This is a genomic window from Croceicoccus sp. YJ47 (genome assembly GCF_016745095.1).
Lineage (GTDB): Bacteria > Pseudomonadota > Alphaproteobacteria > Sphingomonadales > Sphingomonadaceae > Croceicoccus.
This window is the reverse complement of record NZ_CP067087.1, coordinates 772,096-789,866: the sequence shown is the minus strand read 5'-3', so window position 1 is coordinate 789,866 and position 17,771 is coordinate 772,096. Positions and strand designations below refer to the sequence as shown.

Here is a 17,771-nt window from a genome sequence, read left to right as displayed (position 1 = left end):
GGTGCCGCCCGCGGTCCCCGCATCAGGGGGGTTGAACATGGCGTCCCAAGCGCCGACATAGGCGCTTCACCGGAAAATCAGAGGAATACATGACGGACATGATCGGAAACATGCGGATCGACCCGGAAACCGGCGCACTGGTGCCTGTCGTCGTCGAATCGACCAGCCGCGGCGAACGCAGTTTCGACATCTTTTCCCGCCTTTTGCGCGAACGGATCGTGTTCGTCACGGGACAGGTCGAGGACAACATGGCCTCGCTCATCGTGGCGCAGCTTTTGTTCCTGGAATCGGAGGATTCCACCAAGGACATCTCGATGTACATCAATTCGCCCGGCGGCGTCGTCACCGCCGGCATGGCGATCCATGACACGATGCAATATATCAAGCCGCGCGTCAGCACGGTGTGCATCGGTCAGGCCGCGTCCATGGGCAGCTTCCTGCTCGCCTCGGGTGAGCCTGGCATGCGCATCGCGCTCCCCAATGCGCGGATCATGGTGCATCAGCCGTCAGGCGGCGCGCGCGGCATGGCGTCGGATATCGAGATTCAAGCGCGCGAGATCCTGCGTATTCGCCGCCGGATGAACGACCTTTACGCGCAATATACCGGTCGCCCGCTCGACGAGATCGAGAAGGCGATGGACCGCGACACCTTCCTCGAAGCGGACGAGGCGAAGGAATTCGGCATCGTCGACAAGGTGTTCGTATCCCGCACCGACGCCGAAGGCACCGCCGCCGAGACGAAGCCGAGTTGAGCGGCAAAACGCCGCGGCGGCGATAATTTTGGCAGGGCCATCCGTTCTTAACCTGCGCGTCAGCACAAGTGCGTTATGCACATGCTGATGCGCAGGGCGGACAGCGACCTTGATTCTCGCAGGCGCAGGCGTAGATTTTATGACCCCGCCCGGATTCGGGCGATACAGGATAACTTATGACCAAAGTGAGCGGAACGGACAGCAAGAGCACGCTTTACTGCAGCTTCTGTGGAAAGTCGCAGCATGAGGTGCGCAAGCTGATCGCCGGACCGACCGTGTTCATCTGCGATGAATGCGTCGAATTGTGCAACGACATCATCCGCGAGGAAACCAAGGCGGGCATCGCCGGCAAGAAGGACGGCGGCGTTCCGCCCCCGGCCGAGATTTTCGCGACCCTGAACGATTACGTCATCGGGCAGGACCGGGCCAAACGCGTCCTGTCGGTGGCCGTGCACAATCACTACAAGCGGTTGAAGCATGGCGGCAAGAACGACGATGTCGAGCTGGCGAAATCGAACATCCTGCTCGTCGGGCCGACCGGTTCGGGCAAGACGCTGCTGGCGCAGACGCTGGCGCGCACCTTCGACGTGCCGTTCACGATGGCCGATGCGACCACGCTGACCGAGGCGGGCTATGTCGGCGAGGATGTCGAGAATATCATCCTCAAGCTGCTGCAGGCCAGCGACTATAACGTCGAGAAGGCGCAGCACGGCATCGTCTACATCGACGAGATCGACAAGATCACGCGCAAGGCCGAGAACCCGAGCATCACGCGCGACGTGTCGGGTGAGGGTGTGCAGCAGGCCTTGCTCAAGCTGATGGAGGGGACGACCGCGTCGGTCCCGCCGCAGGGCGGCCGCAAGCATCCGCAGCAGGAATTCCTGCAGGTCGACACGACGAACATCTTGTTCATCTGTGGCGGTGCATTTGCGGGCCTCGAAAAGCTGATTTCGGACCGGATGGCGAAGCGTTCGATCGGCTTTGGCGCGCATGTCGCCGATCCGGAAAAGAAGAAGGTCGGCGAGCTTCTTTCGAAGGCGGAGCCGGAGGATTTGCTGAAATTCGGGCTCATCCCCGAATTCGTTGGTCGTCTGCCGGTGATCGCCACGCTCGAGGATCTCGACGTCGATGCGCTGGTCAAGATCCTGAAGGAGCCGAAGAACGCTTTGATCAAGCAGTATCAGAAGCTCTTCGCGCTGGAGAATGTCGAACTGACTTTCACCGACGACGCGCTCGAGGCGATCGCGCAGAAGGGCATCAAGCGCAAGACCGGCGCACGCGGCCTGCGCTCCATCGTGGAGGCCATGCTGCTCGACACGATGTTCGACCTGCCGACGCTCGAAGGCGTCGCCGAGGTGGTCGTCGACAAGGATGTCGTCGAGGGCCGCAAGGAACCCGTGCAGGTGCACAAGTCCAAGGAAGAGGCCGCCTAAACCCGCGCCGTTTCCATGCGATAGCGAAGGGCCGGGGGGAAACCTCCGGCCCTTTTGCGTTGCGCCCTATACCACCGTGCCATCGGCGAGCGCGCAGCCCGCCTCGGGGTTGAGCTCCACCTGCAACGTGGTGTGATGCACCCCGTGATCGTGATCCAGCCGGTGCGCGACATCGTGCAGGAACGCATCGCCCGGATGTCCGCCCGGCATGACAAGATGCGCGGTCAGCGCGGTTTCGGTCGTGCTCATCGGCCAGATATGGAGGTCGTGCACCGCCGCCACGCCGGGCAGGCGGGACAGCGTTTGCAGCACCGCGCCTTCGTCCACGCTGTCCGGCACGGCGAGCAGGCCCATCTTCACGCTGTCCTTCAAAAGCCCCCACGTGCCCACCGCGATGATCGCGACGATCAGCAGGCTGGTCACGGGATCGATCCAGGCAAAACCGGTGAGCCAGATCAGCAGGCCCGCGCCGACCACGCCCGCCGAGACCGCCGCATCGGCCACCATGTGCAGATAGGCGCCGCGAATGTTGAGGTCGCCTTTGCGCCCGGCCATGAACAGCAAGGCGGTGGCCGTGTTGATGGCAATGCCGATCCCGGCGACGACCATGATCGGACCCGGCTCGACCGGGGCGGGATCGAACAGCCGGCGCAAAGTCTCGATCGCGATGGCGCCCAATGCGATCAGCAGAAGCGCCGCATTCGCGATGGCAGCGAGGATCGAACTGCTTTTCAAGCCGAAGGTGAACCGCGCCGAAGGGGGCCGCCGGGAAAGAACGCTCGCCCCCCATGCGATGAGCAGGCTGAGCACGTCGGAAAGATTGTGCCCCGCATCGGCCAGAAGCGCCATCGAACCGTAGATCAGCCCTGCCAACCCCTCGATCGCGACGAACCCGACGTTGAGAATCACGCCGATGGCGAACGCGCGCCCATAATCCTTTGGCGCGTGTGCATGCCCGTGCCCGTGGCCGTGCGAATGATCGTGTCCAATACCCATGCGGCGACCTATACCGCAAAAGCCACGGATGCGAACCGCCCCACCGCCCGATCCCTTTCGCCGAAGCGTTGCAGATTTACCGCAGTGCAGCGAAAATCTTTTTCGCCCTCTGCTCCCGTGCCAGAATCTTGCCGCAAGGCCGACGCTATACGGTTAACGGCGCCATTTCACCGCCTGTTTTTGAAAGCTTATTACAGGTTCCCAAATGACGCATGTTTTGTCACTCGATTGTCACGTAGGAGGCGTTAAGGGGGCGCCGAAAGCGGATAAACGGGCGAATCGCCGCATCGGGATTGCCCCGTTTTTTCCGCTTTAACGGGATTCGTAGTCACCACCGCATCAGGGGACATCTGCAATGAAGAACTTCCTCCTTGGCAGCAGCGCCGTCGTGGCGATCATGTTGCCGCTTTCCGCACATGCACAGTCGACCGGTTCGATCGACTTCAGCGAAGAAGACGTCATCGTCGTCACCGGCGCCCGCGACCGCAGCGTCGGCGGTGTCGAAATTCCCGACACGCCCAAGGCGAAGCAGGTTCTCAACCAGGAAATCATCCGTCGTCAGCGCCCCGGCCAGACGGTCAATGACATCATCAACCTGGTTCCGGGCGTCAGCTTTCAGAACAACGATCCCTGGGGTTCGTCGGGCGGTGGCTTCACCATTCGCGGCTTTGGCGCCGATCGCGTTTCGCAGACGCTGGACGGTCTGCCGCTGAACGATTCGGGCAATTACGCGCTCTACACCAATCAGCAGGTCGACCCCGAAGTGCTGGAAGAGGTGAACGTGAACCTGGGCGTCACCGACGTCGACAGCCCGACCGCATCGGCCACCGGCGGCACCGTCAACATCCGCACGCGCATCCCCGGCATGGAGCCCGGCATCACCACCACCATGTCGGTGGGCGATGTGTTCGCCAAGAACGATTTCCAGAATTCGCTCTACATGCGCGGGTTCGCGATGGTCGACACCGGCGACATCACCGGCGGCGGCCTGCGGGCGTTCGTTTCGGGCAGCTTCACCTCCTATGGCGTGCCCTACAACCCGTACAGCGAAGTCGAGAAGACGCAGTTCAACGGCCGTATCTTCCAGGATATCGGCAACAACGGCGACTTCATCTCGGTCGCGGGTCACTGGAACCAGAACCGCAACAATTTCGCCGGTTCGGAAGATCTGGAAGACCTGCTCGGCTTCTATGACGGCACCTTTACCAAGGCGGACCGCTTCAACATCTACCAGAAGGAAGGCGAGGCACCGTTCCCCTGCGCCGTTCCCGACGGGCAGGTGCTCGGCCAGGGCGGCGTCAATGGCTTGGCGGAACAGTACGACGATCGCGGCGGCTGCGGCGCGCCGTTCTATCGCCGCTACAACCCGTCCGACACGGGCAATATCCGCGGTTCCTCGCGCTTTACCCTTACCGACAGCCTGACCTTCACCTTCGATCCGAGCTATCAGTATGTGAAGGCCAACGGTGGCGGGCCCGACGATCTGCGCGAAGGTTTCTTCACGCCGCGCGGCACGACGACCCCGCTGACCGGTGCGTTCAACGGCGGCTATTACTTTGGCCGTGACCTCAACGGCGACGGCGATACGCTCGACCGCATCGCCGGCAACGATCCGAGCCAGACGCGCACCAATCGCTATGGCGTGATCGCCAACCTGATCTACGATCTGGCGCCGTCGCATCGTTTCCGTGTCGCCTACACCTGGGATCGCGCCCGTCACCGTCAGACCGGCGAAATCACCAACATGTTCAAGAATGGCGAGCCGAGCGACGTTTTCGCGATCGACAACCCGCTGCTCGACGTGAACGGCAATGAGGTGAACAAGCGCGACCGTCTGTCCTATGCGATCCTGCACCAGATTTCGGGCGAATATCGCGGCCGTTTCATGGACGATCGCCTGACGACCGTGCTGGGCCTGCGCGCGCCGTTCTTCGAGCGTGAGCTGAACCAGAACTGCTACACCACCAGCGCGAGCGGTTTCGTCGACTGTCCGACGCCGGGTCAGGATCTGTCGCAGTACGAGGCGGCGAACCCCAACTATGTCAGCCCGCTGTCGCGGACGTACAAGTATGACAAGCTGCTGCCGAATGTCGGCCTGACCTTCGCGGTCACCGATGCGGCTTCGGTGTTCGCGAACTATGCCAAGGGTCTCTCGGTGCCGGGTACCGACCCGCTGTACGACTCGCTCTTCGTTCGCGATGCGGCGGCGCCGGTTCCCGAAACCACGGACAGCTTTGACGCGGGCGTGCGTTTCCAGCGCGGCCGTATCCAGGCGCAGATCGCGGGCTGGTACACGAAGTATGAAAACCGTCTCGCATCCGCGTTCGATCCGGACGCCAACAATGGCGAAGGCGCGACCATCTTCCGCAACCTCGGCGAGGTCGACAAATATGGCGTGGACGGTTCCATCGCCTATCGCCCGACGACCAACACGTTGATCTACCTCTTCGGTTCGTACAACGACTCCGAAATTCAGGACGACGTGCTCGGCCCCAACAACGGCATCATCCCGACGGCGGGCAACCGCGAATCGGGCACGCCGGAATACAGCTTCGGTGCGCGTGGTCAGGTCGCTCTCGGCCCGCTCGAACTGGGCGTGCAGGGCAAGCGGACCGGCCCCCGCTTCATCAACGACACGAACGAGGATGAAGTCCCGGCCTACACGATCGTCGATCTCGACGCCCGTCTGAACATCGCCGAATTCCCCACGGGCGGCGACGTGGCGGTTCAGCTGAACGTGACGAACCTGTTCGACGAATATTACGTCGGCTTCTTCGGCGGCTCGCTCAACGATTTCGGCTTTGCCCAGATCGGTGCGCCGCGCGCGGCCAGCCTCTCGCTGATCATCGGCTACTGAGCCGCGACAGCACAGACGAAAGAAGCGCGGGAGGAGCGATCCTCCCGCGCTTTTTCGTGCGCGTCGTGCGCCGGTGGTGGGTCAGTTGTAAACGCAGGCGTCGAGGCCGTCGCGCTCCACCTGCCCGATGCGGGCGCGGATGGTATTGCCGTAACGGCGAGTGAAGCCCGACGGGTTCACCACCGAACGTTCCTTGGGCAAGGGGAGGGCGGCGGCCATGCGCGCGGCCTCATCCGCCGAGAGCCGGTCGGCGCCGTGGTTGAAATAGCGGATCGCACCTGCCTCGACCCCATAGGTGCCGATGCCCGTCTCCGCGATATTGAGATAGACCTCCATGATCCGGCGCTTGCCCCAGATCGTCTCGATCAAAAACGTGAACCACGCCTCCAGGCCTTTGCGGAAATAGCCGCCGTCCTGCCACAGGAAGGCGTTTTTCGCCGTCTGCTGGCTGATCGTGGAGCCGCCGCGGATGCGCCCGCCCTGCGCGTTGCGGGCCATGGCATTGGCGATCGCTTCGGCATCGAAGCCGTCGTGGGAGCAGAACTTGCCATCCTCCGCCCCGATGACCGCGCGGACCATGTTGCGGTCGATGTCGGACAGCGGGGTCCAGTCCTTGGTAATGCCATTGTCGTCCATCAGCATCGTGGCCGTCACCGGAACAGGCACAAGCGCATAGGCCCCCACCCATACCAGCGAAAGCACCACGAAGAGCAGCGCAAGGCGAAAGAGGAAGCCGAACAGGCGGGCGAAGATGTTGGAGGAGGATCGTGCCATGCGCGCCACGCTATCCGCGCGCCCCGCATCGGGCAATCCCGGTCGCCAGCAAGGGGCAGGATGCCGTGCGAATCTTGCCAATCGCCGGCCTACGATATACGAACCATATATGAACCGTATCGATAGAGGACTGACATCATGGGCATCGTGAAAATTGCCGACGATCTGCATGAGGATGCCCGCCGGGCGAGCACCGTCATGTGCCGCTCCATCAATGCGCAGGCGGAATACTGGATGAAGATCGGCATGCTGGCGGAGGCCAATCCCGCGCTCTCGTTCAATGAGATCGTCCGGTCGCAACTCGCCGCGGCGGATATCGACATTCCGGACCTCGCCGCCTGAAATGGTGAAGACGCCGGAGGAAATCGCGCTCATGCGCATATCGGGGCGGCTGCTGGCCTCGGTCTTCGAAATGCTGGATCGCGTGGATCTTGCCGGTCGCTCCACGATGGAGATCAACGATCTGGTCGAGCGTTTCATTACAGGCGATCTGGCGTCGCGCCCGGCGAGCAAGGGGCAATATGGCTTTGCCTATGTCCTCAATTGCTCGATCAATGCGGTCGTGTGCCACGGCGTGCCCAGCGCGACCGAATTCGTGAAGGACGGCGACATCATCAATCTCGACATCACGCTGGAGAAGAACGGCTTCATCGCGGATTCGAGCAAGACCTACATGGTCGGCGACGTCGCGCCCGCCGCGCGGCGGATCGTCCGCATCGCGCAGGAGGCGATGTGGCAGGGCATCGCGCAGGTGCGGCCGGGCGCGCGGCTCGGCGATGTCGGCCATGCGATCGAACGCCATGCGAAACGGAACGGCTGCTCCATCGTGCGCGAATATTGCGGGCACGGGATCGGGCGCGAAATGCACGAGGAACCGCAGGTGCTCGCCTTCGGTCGGCGCGGCACGGGGCAGCGGCTGGTGGAGGGCATGACCTTCACCATCGAACCGATGGTCAATCAGGGCACGCGGAAAGTCGCTACGCTGGACGACGGGTGGACCGTGGTGACGGGCGACGGCAAGCTATCGGCACAGTTCGAACATACCGTCGCGGTGACGGCGGACGGGGTGGAGGTGCTGACCCTGCGCCCGGGGGAGCGGCCGCTTCTGTAACGCAGAGGCCCACGAAAAAGGCCCGCGCATCGCTGCACGGGCCTTCTCCTGCGTATCTGGGGTCAGGCCGCGGCGGGGACGAGCCGTTCGCCGGCAATCCGCTGCATCGCTTTCTGCACCTTTTCAAAGGCGCGCACCTCGATCTGGCGGATGCGTTCGCGGCTGACGTCGTAAACCTGCGACAGTTCCTCGAGCGTCTGCGGATTTTCGGTCAGGCGCCGTTCGGTCAGGATGTGTTTCTCCCGATCGTTCAGCACGTCCATCGCATCGACCAGCATTTCGTGGCGGACCGATTTTTCCTCGGCATCGGCGACGGTTTCATCCTGAAGCGGACGGTCGTCGGTAAGCCAGTCCTGCCACTGGCTCGCGCCTTCCTCATCGCCGCGCATCGACACGTTGAGCGAGCTGTCCCCGCCCATCAGCATGCGGCGGTTCATGTTGACCACCTCTTGCTCCGGCACCCCGAGATCGGTCGCGATGGTCTTCACATCGTCGGGATGCAGGTCGGTATCCTCGAACGCCTCGAGATTCTTCTTCATCCGGCGAAGGTTGAAGAACAGCTTCTTCTGCGCCGCGGTGGTACCCATTTTGACAAGGCTCCACGAACGCAGGATATATTCCTGGATCGACGCCTTGATCCACCACATCGCATAGGTGGCGAGGCGGAACCCGCGATCGGGCTCGAACTTCTTGACGCCCTGCATCAGGCCGACATTGCCTTCGGAAATGAGGTCGGACACCGGCAGACCGTAGCCGCGATAGCCCATCGCGATCTTCGCCACGAGCCGCAGGTGGGACGTCACGAGCTGTGCCGCGGCCTCCCTGTCCTCATGCTCCTTGTAGCGAACCGCGAGCATGTATTCCTGCTCCGGCTTCAGCACGGGGAATTTCTTGATCTCCGACAAATAGCGGTTGAGGCTCTGCTCGCCGCCAAGGGCCGGGACGCTGGGTGATTTCGTAATTGCCACTTTCCTTCAAACCTTTCTATTCGTCAGCCCCCGGTCGCAGGCCCCTTCTGGGCACCTTGCATGTCGACGGCCACAAGATGGTCTTAGGCGAATTTCCGTCGTTTGGCCCGTTGAATTTCTTAATATCAACCACCAAGTTCTTCGATAAGTTCCAGCATGTCGTGCGGCAGGTCGCTTGTGCAGCGCACCTCGTCGTGTGTGACAGGGTGGACAAAGCCCAGCACCGCGGCATGGAGTGCCTGCCGGTGAAACGAGATTCGTTGGAGAATCGGCCGAAGCCGCGAATCGGAGCGCCCATAGACTGGATCCCCGATTAGCATGTGACCGATGGACGACATGTGAACGCGGATCTGATGCGTGCGCCCGGTTTCGAGCCTGCATTCGATGAGCGCCGCGCGGTCCAGCAGCCGCTCCGTGCGGTAATGCGTGACCGCGTGCTTTCCCCGCCCCGTATCGTCGGGCAGGACGGCCATCTTCTTGCGATCGTTTCCGCTGCGCCCGATCATGCCGCGCACCGTGCCCGACGGCGGCATCGGGCGGCCTTTCACCACGGCGCGATAGGCGCGCTCGATCGAATGATCGGCGAATTGCCGGGCCAGCCCTTCGTGCGCGACATCCGATTTCGCCGCCACGAGCAGCCCGGAGGTGTCCTTGTCGATGCGATGGACGATGCCGGGCCGCGCCACCCCGCCAATGCCCGACAATTGCCCCGCGCAATGGTGCAGCAGCGCATTGACCAGCGTGCCGTCCGCATTCCCCGCGGCGGGATGCACGACCATGCCCGCCGGCTTGTCCACCACGATCAGATGCTCATCCTCATACGCGATGGAGAGGGGGATCGCCTGCGCCTCCGCCTCGGCAGGAATGGCGCGCGGCACGGCGATGGCGAACGACGCCCCGTCGCCGACCTTCGTCGATGCGGAGGATGCGACCTGCCCATCGACCGTGACGCAGCCCTCGGCGATAAGCGCCTTCACCCGCTCGCGCGACAATTGCGTCGCCTCGGCCAGCGCCTTGTCCAGACGCGCGCCGCCAGCCGCGCCGCCGATCACGCCGGTAATGAGATTTTCGCCCCCCATGCTATGGAAGATGGGTGATGGAACCATGCTTGCCAAGAGCGGTCGCGGCCGCGGTGTTGAACGCGGCGGAAAAGGCGCACCCGCACGAGTGTTGCGGCTTGCTGCTCGGCCATGATGGGCGGATCGACACGGCGCGCCCGGCCCGCAACGTCGCGCCCGATCCCGCCCGCCATTTCGAGATCGATCCGCAGGCGTTGATCGAAGCGCATCGCGCCGCGCGGGCCGGTGGGCCGCAGGTCCTGGGCTATTACCATTCGCACCCCGCCGGCCCTGCGATGCCGTCGGCCACGGACCGGGCCATGGCATCGGGCGACGGGCGGCTCTGGGCCATTGCGGGGGAAGGGCGCGTGCGCTGCTGGCGCGACGGGGCGGGGGGCTTCCGCGAAGAAAACTAGCGCGTGTTTTCAAGGGTGTGCGGGTCACGGCAAGGCGATGCGCAACCTGCGGGTCATACTGCCCCGAAACGGTCATGCGGTCCCGTCATCCTTGTGCCCGTCGGCGGAAAAGGGATGCGGGGGACACATGGCGATCATTGCGAAAATCGGAGCAGGCGCGGCGCGCAGCCGGGCGGACGGCACCGCGGACGGCACCGCGATGAAGGCTCTGTCGAAGCAGGACAAGCGTTTCGGCCCGTCGGGGACGCCCCGCAGGCGGTACCGCTCGATCTGGATCTCCGACGTGCACTTGGGCACGCGCGGGTGCAATCACAGGCTGCTGATCGATTTCCTCGACCATTGCGACAGCGACCACCTCTATCTCGTCGGGGACATCATCGACGGGTGGCGCATGAAGAAGAAATTCTACTGGCCCGAGGGGCACAATGCGATCGTGCGCCGCGTGATGAAGCGGGCCAAGCGCGGCACGAAGGTCGTGTACGTCCCCGGCAACCATGACGAGATGTTCCGCCAGTTTTCGGGGCTGGACTTCGGCGGCGTCGAAATCCGGCGCAGCGCGGTGCACACCACCGCCGACGGGCGCCGGCTGCTCGTCATTCATGGCGACGAGTTCGATGCGGTGGTGATGGGGCAGCGCTGGCTCGCCTTTGCCGGCGACGCGGCCTACACCTTGCTGCTGCGCGCGAATATCGCGGTGAACGCGGTGCGGCGGATGTTCGACCTTCCGTACTGGTCGCTGTCCGCCCATGCGAAACACCGGGTGAAGGATGCCGTCGCCTTCATCTCCCGGTTCGAGGAGACGGTCGCGACCGCGGCGCGCAAGCGCAACGTCGATGGCGTGGTATGCGGCCACATCCATACCGCCGAGCACCGCGATTTCGACGGCATCGCCTATTACAACGACGGCGACTGGGTCGAGAGCTGCACCGCACTGGTCGAGCATTTCGACGGGCGGATGGAAATCCTCCACTGGCCGAGCGAGATCGCCGCGCGGGATGTAGCCGGCATGGCGTCCGGCAGGGCGGCGGCGTGATGCGGATCTGCATGGTTTCCGATGCCTGGCACCCGCAGGTCAATGGCGTGGTACGCAGCCTTCAGACGACATGCGATCATCTTCGCCGGCGGGGCCATGCGGTGACGGTCATCGGGCCGGACGCGTTCCGGTCGGTCCCGTGCCCGTCCTATCCCGAAATCCGGCTGGCCATCGCGGGGGAGCGCAGCGTGGGTGCGCGGATCGCGGATTTCGCGCCGGACATGCTGCATCTTTCGACCGAAGGGCCGCTCGGCCATGCGGCGCGGCGGTGGGCGCTGCGGCGGGGGTTTGCCTTTACCACCGCGTATCACACGCAATTCCCCGATTACCTGGCGCAACGAACAGGCTTGCCAGCTGCGGCCTTCTGGGGCTTCGTCCGCCGGTTTCACGCGCCATCGCATGCGACGATGGCCGCGACGCAAAGCCTGTCGCGCGATCTGACGCGGCGGGGCATCGGACCCGTCGTCCGGTGGGGGCGGGGCGTGGACCTCGAACAGTTCGGGCCGGACGGGCCGCGCGATCCGGTCATAATGGCGGCGCCCGGCCCGCGCCTCCTCTATACCGGGCGTGTCGCGGTGGAAAAGAACCTGGAGGCGTTCCTGCGATGCGTGCATCCCGGCACGAAGTTCATTGTCGGGGACGGGCCTGCGCGGGCCGCGTTGCAACGCCGCTATCCCGATGTGCATTTCCTCGGCACGAAGCGGGGGGAGGCGCTTGCCGCGGCCTATCGCGCGGCGGATTGCTTCGTGTTTCCGAGCCTGACCGATACGTTCGGACTCGTCATGATCGAGGCGCTGGCCTGCGGCGTCCCGGTGGCGGCCTTCGACGTGGCGGGCCCGCGCGACGTGTTGTGCGACACGGTCGCGGCAATGGGCGGCGACCTCGACGCGGCCATCGCAGCGGCGCTTGGCCGGGACCGGGCGGCGTGTGTGCGCCATGCCCGCCGCTTTACCTGGGATGCGGCGACGGATCAGTTCGAGAATGCGCTCGTCCCGATGCGCGCCGGAATGCGGCAGGAGAGGCGTGCCGGACAATCGGCCTGAAGCGCTCGCGCCCCGTTATCGCAGGGCCAGGTCTGCATGGCTTCATAATTCTGTCATACGTTGGCCGCATGCAGCGCCCATGATAGTGCGTGATGTGCGATGAGCTCCGATCCTCAACCCCTGTTCTTCAACCGTGAGCTGAGCTGGCTGGCCTTCAATCGACGCGTTCTCGACGAGGCATGCAATCGCGATTATCCACTGCTCGAACGGCTGCGCTTCCTGTCCATTTCCGGCAGCAATCTCGATGAATTCATCATGGTGCGCGTGGCCGGGCTCGCCGGGCAGGCGCGGCGCGGGATCGAGGAACCCTCGATCGACGGCCTGACCCCGTCGCAGCAATTGCGCGCGATCCACGAACAGCTTGACATCCTCAACACCGATCAGCAGGCGATCTGGCACGATCTTCAGGGCGAGCTGGCCGACGCGGGAATTGGCGTCATCGCGCGCGAACGGTGCAAGCCGGACATCGCCCGCTGGCTCAAGACCTTTTTCATCGAACATATTCAGCCCGTCATCACCCCGCAGGCGATCGACCCCGCCCATCCGTTCCCCTTCGTCACCAATCGCGGCATGGGCCTTTTGTTCAAGCTGACGCGGGTGTCCGACGGCATGCCGGTGATCGAGATGGTGCTGATCCCGCAATCGGTGCCGCGGTTCATCCGCGTGCCGGGAGAAAAAGCGCAATATATCAGCATCGAGCAGATGCTGTGCCGCCATGCCGCGCTGATGTTTCCGGGTTTTCGGGTGGAGGGCAACGGGCTGTTCCGCGTGCTGCGCGACAGCGACCTCGAGATCGAGGAGGATGCCGAGGATCTCGTGCGCCATTTCCGCACCGCGATACAGCGCCGCCGGCGCGGCGACGTGATCCAGCTGGAGATCGAGGAGGATTTCGATCCCGAGGCCGAGCTATTGCTGCGCGAGCAGCTCGGGCTGGACAATGCCATCGTGAAGAAGACCGACGGCCTCATCGGTATCGACCAGCTGTCCGATATTGTGGGCGAGGACCGGCCCGATCTGAAGTTCGAGGCGTATAGCCCGCGCTATCCCGAACGCGTGCTCGAACACGATGGCGATTGCTTTGCCGCGATCCGGGAGAAGGACATCATCATCCACCATCCCTACGAAAGTTTCGAGGTGGTGATCGATTTCCTGCGCCAGGCCGCGCGCGACCCCGATGTCGTCGCGATCAAACAAACGCTCTACCGTGCCGGCAACCAGTCCCCGGTGATCAGCGCACTGATCGCGGCGGCGGAGGCGGGCAAGACGGTGACCGCCGTGGTCGAGTTGAAGGCGCGTTTCGACGAGGAACAGAACCTGCTCTGGGCGAACGAGCTGGAACGCGCAGGGGTGCAGGTGATCTATGGCTTCGTGGATTGGAAAACCCATGCCAAGGTGTCGATGGTCGTCCGGCGCGAGGGCGAGGGTTACCGCACCTATTGCCATTTCGGGACCGGGAATTACCACCCCGCCACGGCGAAGATCTACACCGACCTTAGCTTTTTTACCGCCGATCCCAAGGCCGGGCGCGATGCGGCAAAGCTGTTCAATTTCATCACCGGCTATGTCGAGCCGCGCCGGACCGAACTGCTCCATTTTTCGCCCACCGGCCTGCGCGAACGGCTGTATGAATGCATCGACCACGAAATCGCCAATGCGCGCAAGGGGCGTCCGGCGGTCATCTGGTGCAAGATGAATTCGCTGACCGATCCCGACCTCATCGTGCGGTTTTATGCCGCGAGCAAGGCCGGCGTGCGGATCGCTCTCGTCGTGCGGGGCATCTGTTGCCTGCGGCCCGACGTGCCGGGATTGTCGGAGAACATCACGGTCAAATCGGTCATCGGCCGGTTTCTGGAACACAGCCGCATCTATGTTTTCGCCAATGGCGCCACGCTGCCCAACGGGCGGGCGCGGGTGTTCATCTCGTCTGCCGACGGGATGAGCCGCAATTTGGACCGCCGGGTCGAGGTGCTCGTCCCCTTGCGGAACCGGACGGTGCACGATCAGGTTCTGGAACAGGTGATGCTGGCCAATCTTCTCGACACCGAACGCAGCTGGCGATTATTGCCGGACGGGCGGTACGAACGCGTCGAAGATGGCCCGCGTCCGTTCAACCTCCACCGCTATTTCATGATAAATCCGTCGCTTTCCGGAAGAGGCGACGCTTTGGGCGCAGGCGAGGACGTGCCGCGTCTTTCCCTGCGCAAGGGGATACAGCCATGACAAGTGCCGCAACACGGGCCGGGCCGGGCCAATCCCGAACCACGGACAGCGCGCGATGACGCGCAGGAGCAGCCTGCGTTCGGGGTGGAGCCGCAATGGCCCGCGCCGGGCCATCGTCGATATCGGTTCGAACACCGTTCGCCTTGTCATCTATGACGGGCCGCTGCGCGTGCCGCGACCGCTGCACAATGAAAAGGTGACCGCACGTCTCGGCCGCGATCTCGCCACGACCGGGCGCATCGCCGATGCCGCGGCCGAGCAGGCGCTGGCCGCGCTCGCCCGGTTTGCGCTTCTGGTCGAGGAGATGGAGGTCGCCGATGTGGAGGTGGTCGCGACCGCCGCCGTGCGCGACGCGGAGAACGGGCCGGAATTTTTGAACGCGGTGCGCGGTCTGGGCTTCGCGCCCCGCCTGTTGAGCGGGGAGGAAGAGGCCGAGGCCTCGGCGCAGGGGGTGCTGGGCGCATTTCCCGGCGCGACGGGCATGGTCGCCGATCTGGGCGGGGGCAGTCTCGAACTCGTGCCCGTCGATGGCGCGGCGCCGCAGGCGGGGATCAGCCTGCCGCTCGGCACGCTGCGCCTGCCGCCCCTTCGCGAGAAAGGCGATGCGAAATTTGGCGCGAAGGTCGCCAAAATGCTGAAAGAGGCCGAACTTTCCCGGATCAAGGGGCAGACGCTGTACCTCGTGGGCGGGTCGTTCCGTGCATTCGGCCAATATGCGATGATCCGTGCGCAAAGCCCGCTCGAGGATGCGCATGGCTATATCGTCGACGCGGACGAGGCGCTTTCGCTGGCCCGGACGCTGGCGGATAGCAGCGTCAAGGCGCTGAACGATTTTGGCCGCATATCGTCCTCGCGGCGGGAAACGCTTCCGGACACGGCGGCATTGCTGGCGGTGCTGTGCCGCGAATTGAAGCCGGATACGATCCGCATCTGCGCATGGGGTCTTCGCGAAGGGCTGTTGTTCCGCAGGCTGGGCCCCGAAACGCGCAGCGGCGATCCGCTGGTCACCGATGTTGCCGCCTTTACCGCGGAGAGGGGCGGATCGCCGCGGCTGGCGACGATGATCGCGGGGTGGAGCGCGGCGGTGCGCAAGGATGGCGGCTATGCCGGGGAGAGCCTGCACCTCGCCGCGATATTGCTGACCCTGGCGAGCCGGGACATCGAGCCCAATCTGCGCCGGCAGCATGTGCTCGACTGGGCGCTGCGCAAGCGGTGGATGGCGATCCTGCCGGCCGAGCGCGCGATGCTGGCCTCCGCATTGCTGGCCGCCATTCGCGCCGAACCGGTGCCCGATGACGTCGCCGCCATGGCGAGCGAGAGGCAATTGCGCGAGGGGCGCATCTGGGGTCTCGCCGTGCGGCTATGTCAACGGCTCGGCGGGGCGTCGATCGGATCGCTCGTCGCGTCGGACCTCTCGATCGAGGATGGCACGCTCGTCCTCACGCTGAACCGCCGCCTGCTGCCGCTTTACGGGGAGGGGACGGCGAAGGATCTCGCCAATCTTGCCGACGCGTTGCGGCTGAAACCGGAAATGCGGGTCGGCGCGGTGGAGTAGCCGGGCGCCGCCGGCTGCGTTTTGCGGACGAACGGCTGGCGGGCCTTTCCTGTTGCGCGATGTGCCGCTATGGCACGGCCCTTCCGTTTTCGTAACGGCAAGGATGCGTTGCCGCGCATTGCCCGCCACCCATTCGCTCCGACAAGGTTCCCGCCCATGGCCGACCGTGACTTGACCGCAGACTGCACCCATCTGGCCAGCCTGCTGTGTTCCCGCCTTTGCCATGATCTGCTTTCGCCGGTGGGCGGCATGATCAATGGCGTCGAACTGCTCGAGGATGAGAGCGATCCGGGCATGCGCGAGCAATGCGTGACGCTCCTGTCGCAAGGCGCCCGGCGCGCGTCGGCAAAGCTGCGGTTTTTCCGGCTCGCCTTCGGGGTCGCGGGCGGTTTCGATTCGCAATTGCCGAGCCGCCACCTTCAGGAACTGGTCGAGACGCTGGCGGGCGAGGCGCGCGACGTGAAGGTGGATTGGGCCGTGGCCGTGCCGACCTTGCCCAAACCGGCGGCCAAGGTGCTGCTCAATCTCGCCATGATGGGGATCGAGGCCATGCCCCGCGGCGGCACCCTCTCCGTCGCGGCGGAGGAAACGGCCGAGGCGCATGAAATCGCCCTGCGCGCCGAAGGGCAGCGGGTCGTGTTCGACGCGGAACTGGGCCATGCGCTGGACGGAAAGATCGCGGCACAGGATCTGTCGGCGCATACCGCCGCGGCCGAGCTTGTCCGGCTGGTCGCGACCGACAGCGGCGGCGCGGTGCAGCATGCGATAAGCGAAGGCTCGCTGATTCTGGGTGCGGTCATCCCCCATGACTGACCGCCCGCGCGAAACGGGTCCGCTGCCGCGCGGTCCGCGTCCGGGCGAGATCGTGCATCGCGAGATGCTGTCCCCCAATTTCAACGAACGCACCCTGCCGGTGAGCATGGTGGTCATCCATTACACCGACATGCCCGATGTCGAGAATGCCGTCGACAAGATGTGCAACCCCGACGCGGCGGTGAGCGCGCATTACTGCATCACCCGCCCGGGCGAGGTCATCCGGCTCGTCCCCGAAACGAAGCGGGCCTGGCATGCGGGAAAATCGTACTGGCGCGGGCATACCGACGTCAATTCGGCCAGCATCGGGATCGAGCTCGACAATCCGGGGCATACCCACGGCTACGTCCCCTTTACCGAGGAACAGATGCAGGCGCTGATCCTGCTGTTGTCCGGCATTATCGAGCGTCATGACGTGCCGCGGGCGAATATCGTCGGCCATTCCGATGTGGCGCCGGAGCGTAAGGAAGACCCCGGTGAGCTGTTCGATTGGGAGCGGCTGGCGAAACTGCGGCTGGCGTTGCCGCGACCTGCGGTAAAGCTGGGCGATCCGTTCGACAATGACGGGGCGTTCTATCTCGCGCTCGAACGGTTCGGTTACGACATCACCAATGGCCCCGCCGCCGTCCGCGCGTTTCAGCGGCGCTTTCGCCCCGAACGCATCGACGGCGTCATCGACGGGCAGGTGCGCGCGCTGCTTTTCGCATTATTGCTGGACCGCGACCGCGGAAACGCTAGATAG

General features: G+C 64.3%; 16 protein-coding genes. 12 read left to right on the top strand and 4 right to left on the bottom strand.

Annotated elements, in window-relative coordinates:
* Positions 1-89 precede the first annotated feature (89 nt).
* The gene (clpP, locus tag JD971_RS03770; RefSeq protein WP_299309262.1) at positions 90-752 is read left to right on the top strand and encodes an ATP-dependent Clp endopeptidase proteolytic subunit ClpP; all 663 of its coding nucleotides are present in this window, start codon (positions 90-92) and stop codon (positions 750-752) included.
* Positions 753-928: 176 nt separating this feature from the next.
* Positions 929-2,185, top strand: coding sequence for an ATP-dependent Clp protease ATP-binding subunit ClpX (gene clpX / locus JD971_RS03765; protein WP_202086032.1), 1,257 nt, complete (start codon positions 929-931; stop codon positions 2,183-2,185).
* A 66-nt stretch (positions 2,186-2,251) separates the two neighbouring features.
* Here clpX and JD971_RS03760 read toward each other — a convergent pair whose 3' ends face one another.
* Positions 2,252-3,181, bottom strand: coding sequence for a cation diffusion facilitator family transporter (locus tag JD971_RS03760; protein ID WP_202086031.1), 930 nt, complete (start codon positions 3,179-3,181; stop codon positions 2,252-2,254).
* Between the two features lie 355 nt (positions 3,182-3,536).
* Between JD971_RS03760 and JD971_RS03755 the strand changes: the two genes are divergently transcribed.
* The gene (locus JD971_RS03755) at positions 3,537-6,038 is read left to right on the top strand and encodes a TonB-dependent receptor (protein WP_202086030.1); all 2,502 of its coding nucleotides are present in this window, start codon (positions 3,537-3,539) and stop codon (positions 6,036-6,038) included.
* A gap of 81 nt (positions 6,039-6,119) precedes the next feature.
* Here JD971_RS03755 and mtgA read toward each other — a convergent pair whose 3' ends face one another.
* Positions 6,120-6,812: a monofunctional biosynthetic peptidoglycan transglycosylase gene (gene mtgA, locus JD971_RS03750; protein ID WP_202086029.1), complete on the bottom strand. Its 693-nt coding sequence runs from the start codon at positions 6,810-6,812 to the stop codon at positions 6,120-6,122.
* A gap of 138 nt (positions 6,813-6,950) precedes the next feature.
* Between mtgA and JD971_RS03745 the strand changes: the two genes are divergently transcribed.
* Entirely contained in the window at positions 6,951-7,154 is a 204-nt protein-coding gene (locus JD971_RS03745; protein WP_202086028.1) for a ParD-like family protein, read from the top strand.
* A gap of 1 nt (position 7,155) precedes the next feature.
* Positions 7,156-7,923 carry a type I methionyl aminopeptidase gene (gene map / locus JD971_RS03740; RefSeq protein WP_202086027.1) on the top strand — a complete coding sequence of 256 codons (768 nt, stop codon included), beginning with the start codon at positions 7,156-7,158 and terminating at the stop codon, positions 7,921-7,923.
* A gap of 62 nt (positions 7,924-7,985) precedes the next feature.
* Here the strand turns inward: map and rpoH are convergent, their stop codons facing one another.
* Together rpoH and JD971_RS03730 are read right to left on the bottom strand one after the other, a co-directional pair.
* Positions 7,986-8,885: an RNA polymerase sigma factor RpoH gene (gene rpoH, locus JD971_RS03735; protein ID WP_202087311.1), complete on the bottom strand. Its 900-nt coding sequence runs from the start codon at positions 8,883-8,885 to the stop codon at positions 7,986-7,988.
* A 131-nt stretch (positions 8,886-9,016) separates the two neighbouring features.
* A complete protein-coding gene (locus JD971_RS03730; RefSeq protein WP_202086026.1) occupies positions 9,017-9,970 on the bottom strand; it encodes an RluA family pseudouridine synthase in 954 nt (317 codons plus the stop codon).
* A 29-nt stretch (positions 9,971-9,999) separates the two neighbouring features.
* Here JD971_RS03730 and JD971_RS03725 point away from each other — a divergent pair, with 29 nt between their 5' ends.
* From JD971_RS03725 to JD971_RS03695, 7 genes are all read left to right on the top strand, one after another.
* Positions 10,000-10,365, top strand: coding sequence for a M67 family metallopeptidase (locus tag JD971_RS03725; protein WP_236672252.1), 366 nt, complete (start codon positions 10,000-10,002; stop codon positions 10,363-10,365).
* Positions 10,366-10,564: 199 nt separating this feature from the next.
* Entirely contained in the window at positions 10,565-11,398 is an 834-nt protein-coding gene (locus JD971_RS03720) for a UDP-2,3-diacylglucosamine diphosphatase (RefSeq protein ID WP_202087309.1), read from the top strand.
* Positions 11,398-12,441, top strand: coding sequence for a glycosyltransferase family 1 protein (locus JD971_RS03715; protein ID WP_202086024.1), 1,044 nt, complete (start codon positions 11,398-11,400; stop codon positions 12,439-12,441). Before JD971_RS03720 ends, JD971_RS03715 begins: the two co-directional genes overlap by 1 nt.
* 99 nt (positions 12,442-12,540) lie before the next feature.
* Positions 12,541-14,661, top strand: a complete 2,121-nt coding sequence (locus JD971_RS03710; RefSeq protein WP_202086023.1) for an RNA degradosome polyphosphate kinase — start codon at positions 12,541-12,543, stop codon at positions 14,659-14,661.
* Between the two features lie 55 nt (positions 14,662-14,716).
* On the top strand, positions 14,717-16,216 hold the full coding sequence (locus tag JD971_RS03705; protein WP_202086022.1) for an exopolyphosphatase: 1,500 nt from the start codon (positions 14,717-14,719) through the stop codon (positions 16,214-16,216).
* A gap of 156 nt (positions 16,217-16,372) precedes the next feature.
* Complete coding sequence (locus tag JD971_RS03700) at positions 16,373-17,029, top strand: histidine phosphotransferase family protein (protein WP_202086021.1); 657 nt, start codon at positions 16,373-16,375, stop codon at positions 17,027-17,029.
* 64 nt (positions 17,030-17,093) lie between these two features.
* Positions 17,094-17,771, top strand: coding sequence for an N-acetylmuramoyl-L-alanine amidase (locus tag JD971_RS03695; protein ID WP_202087307.1), 678 nt, complete (start codon positions 17,094-17,096; stop codon positions 17,769-17,771).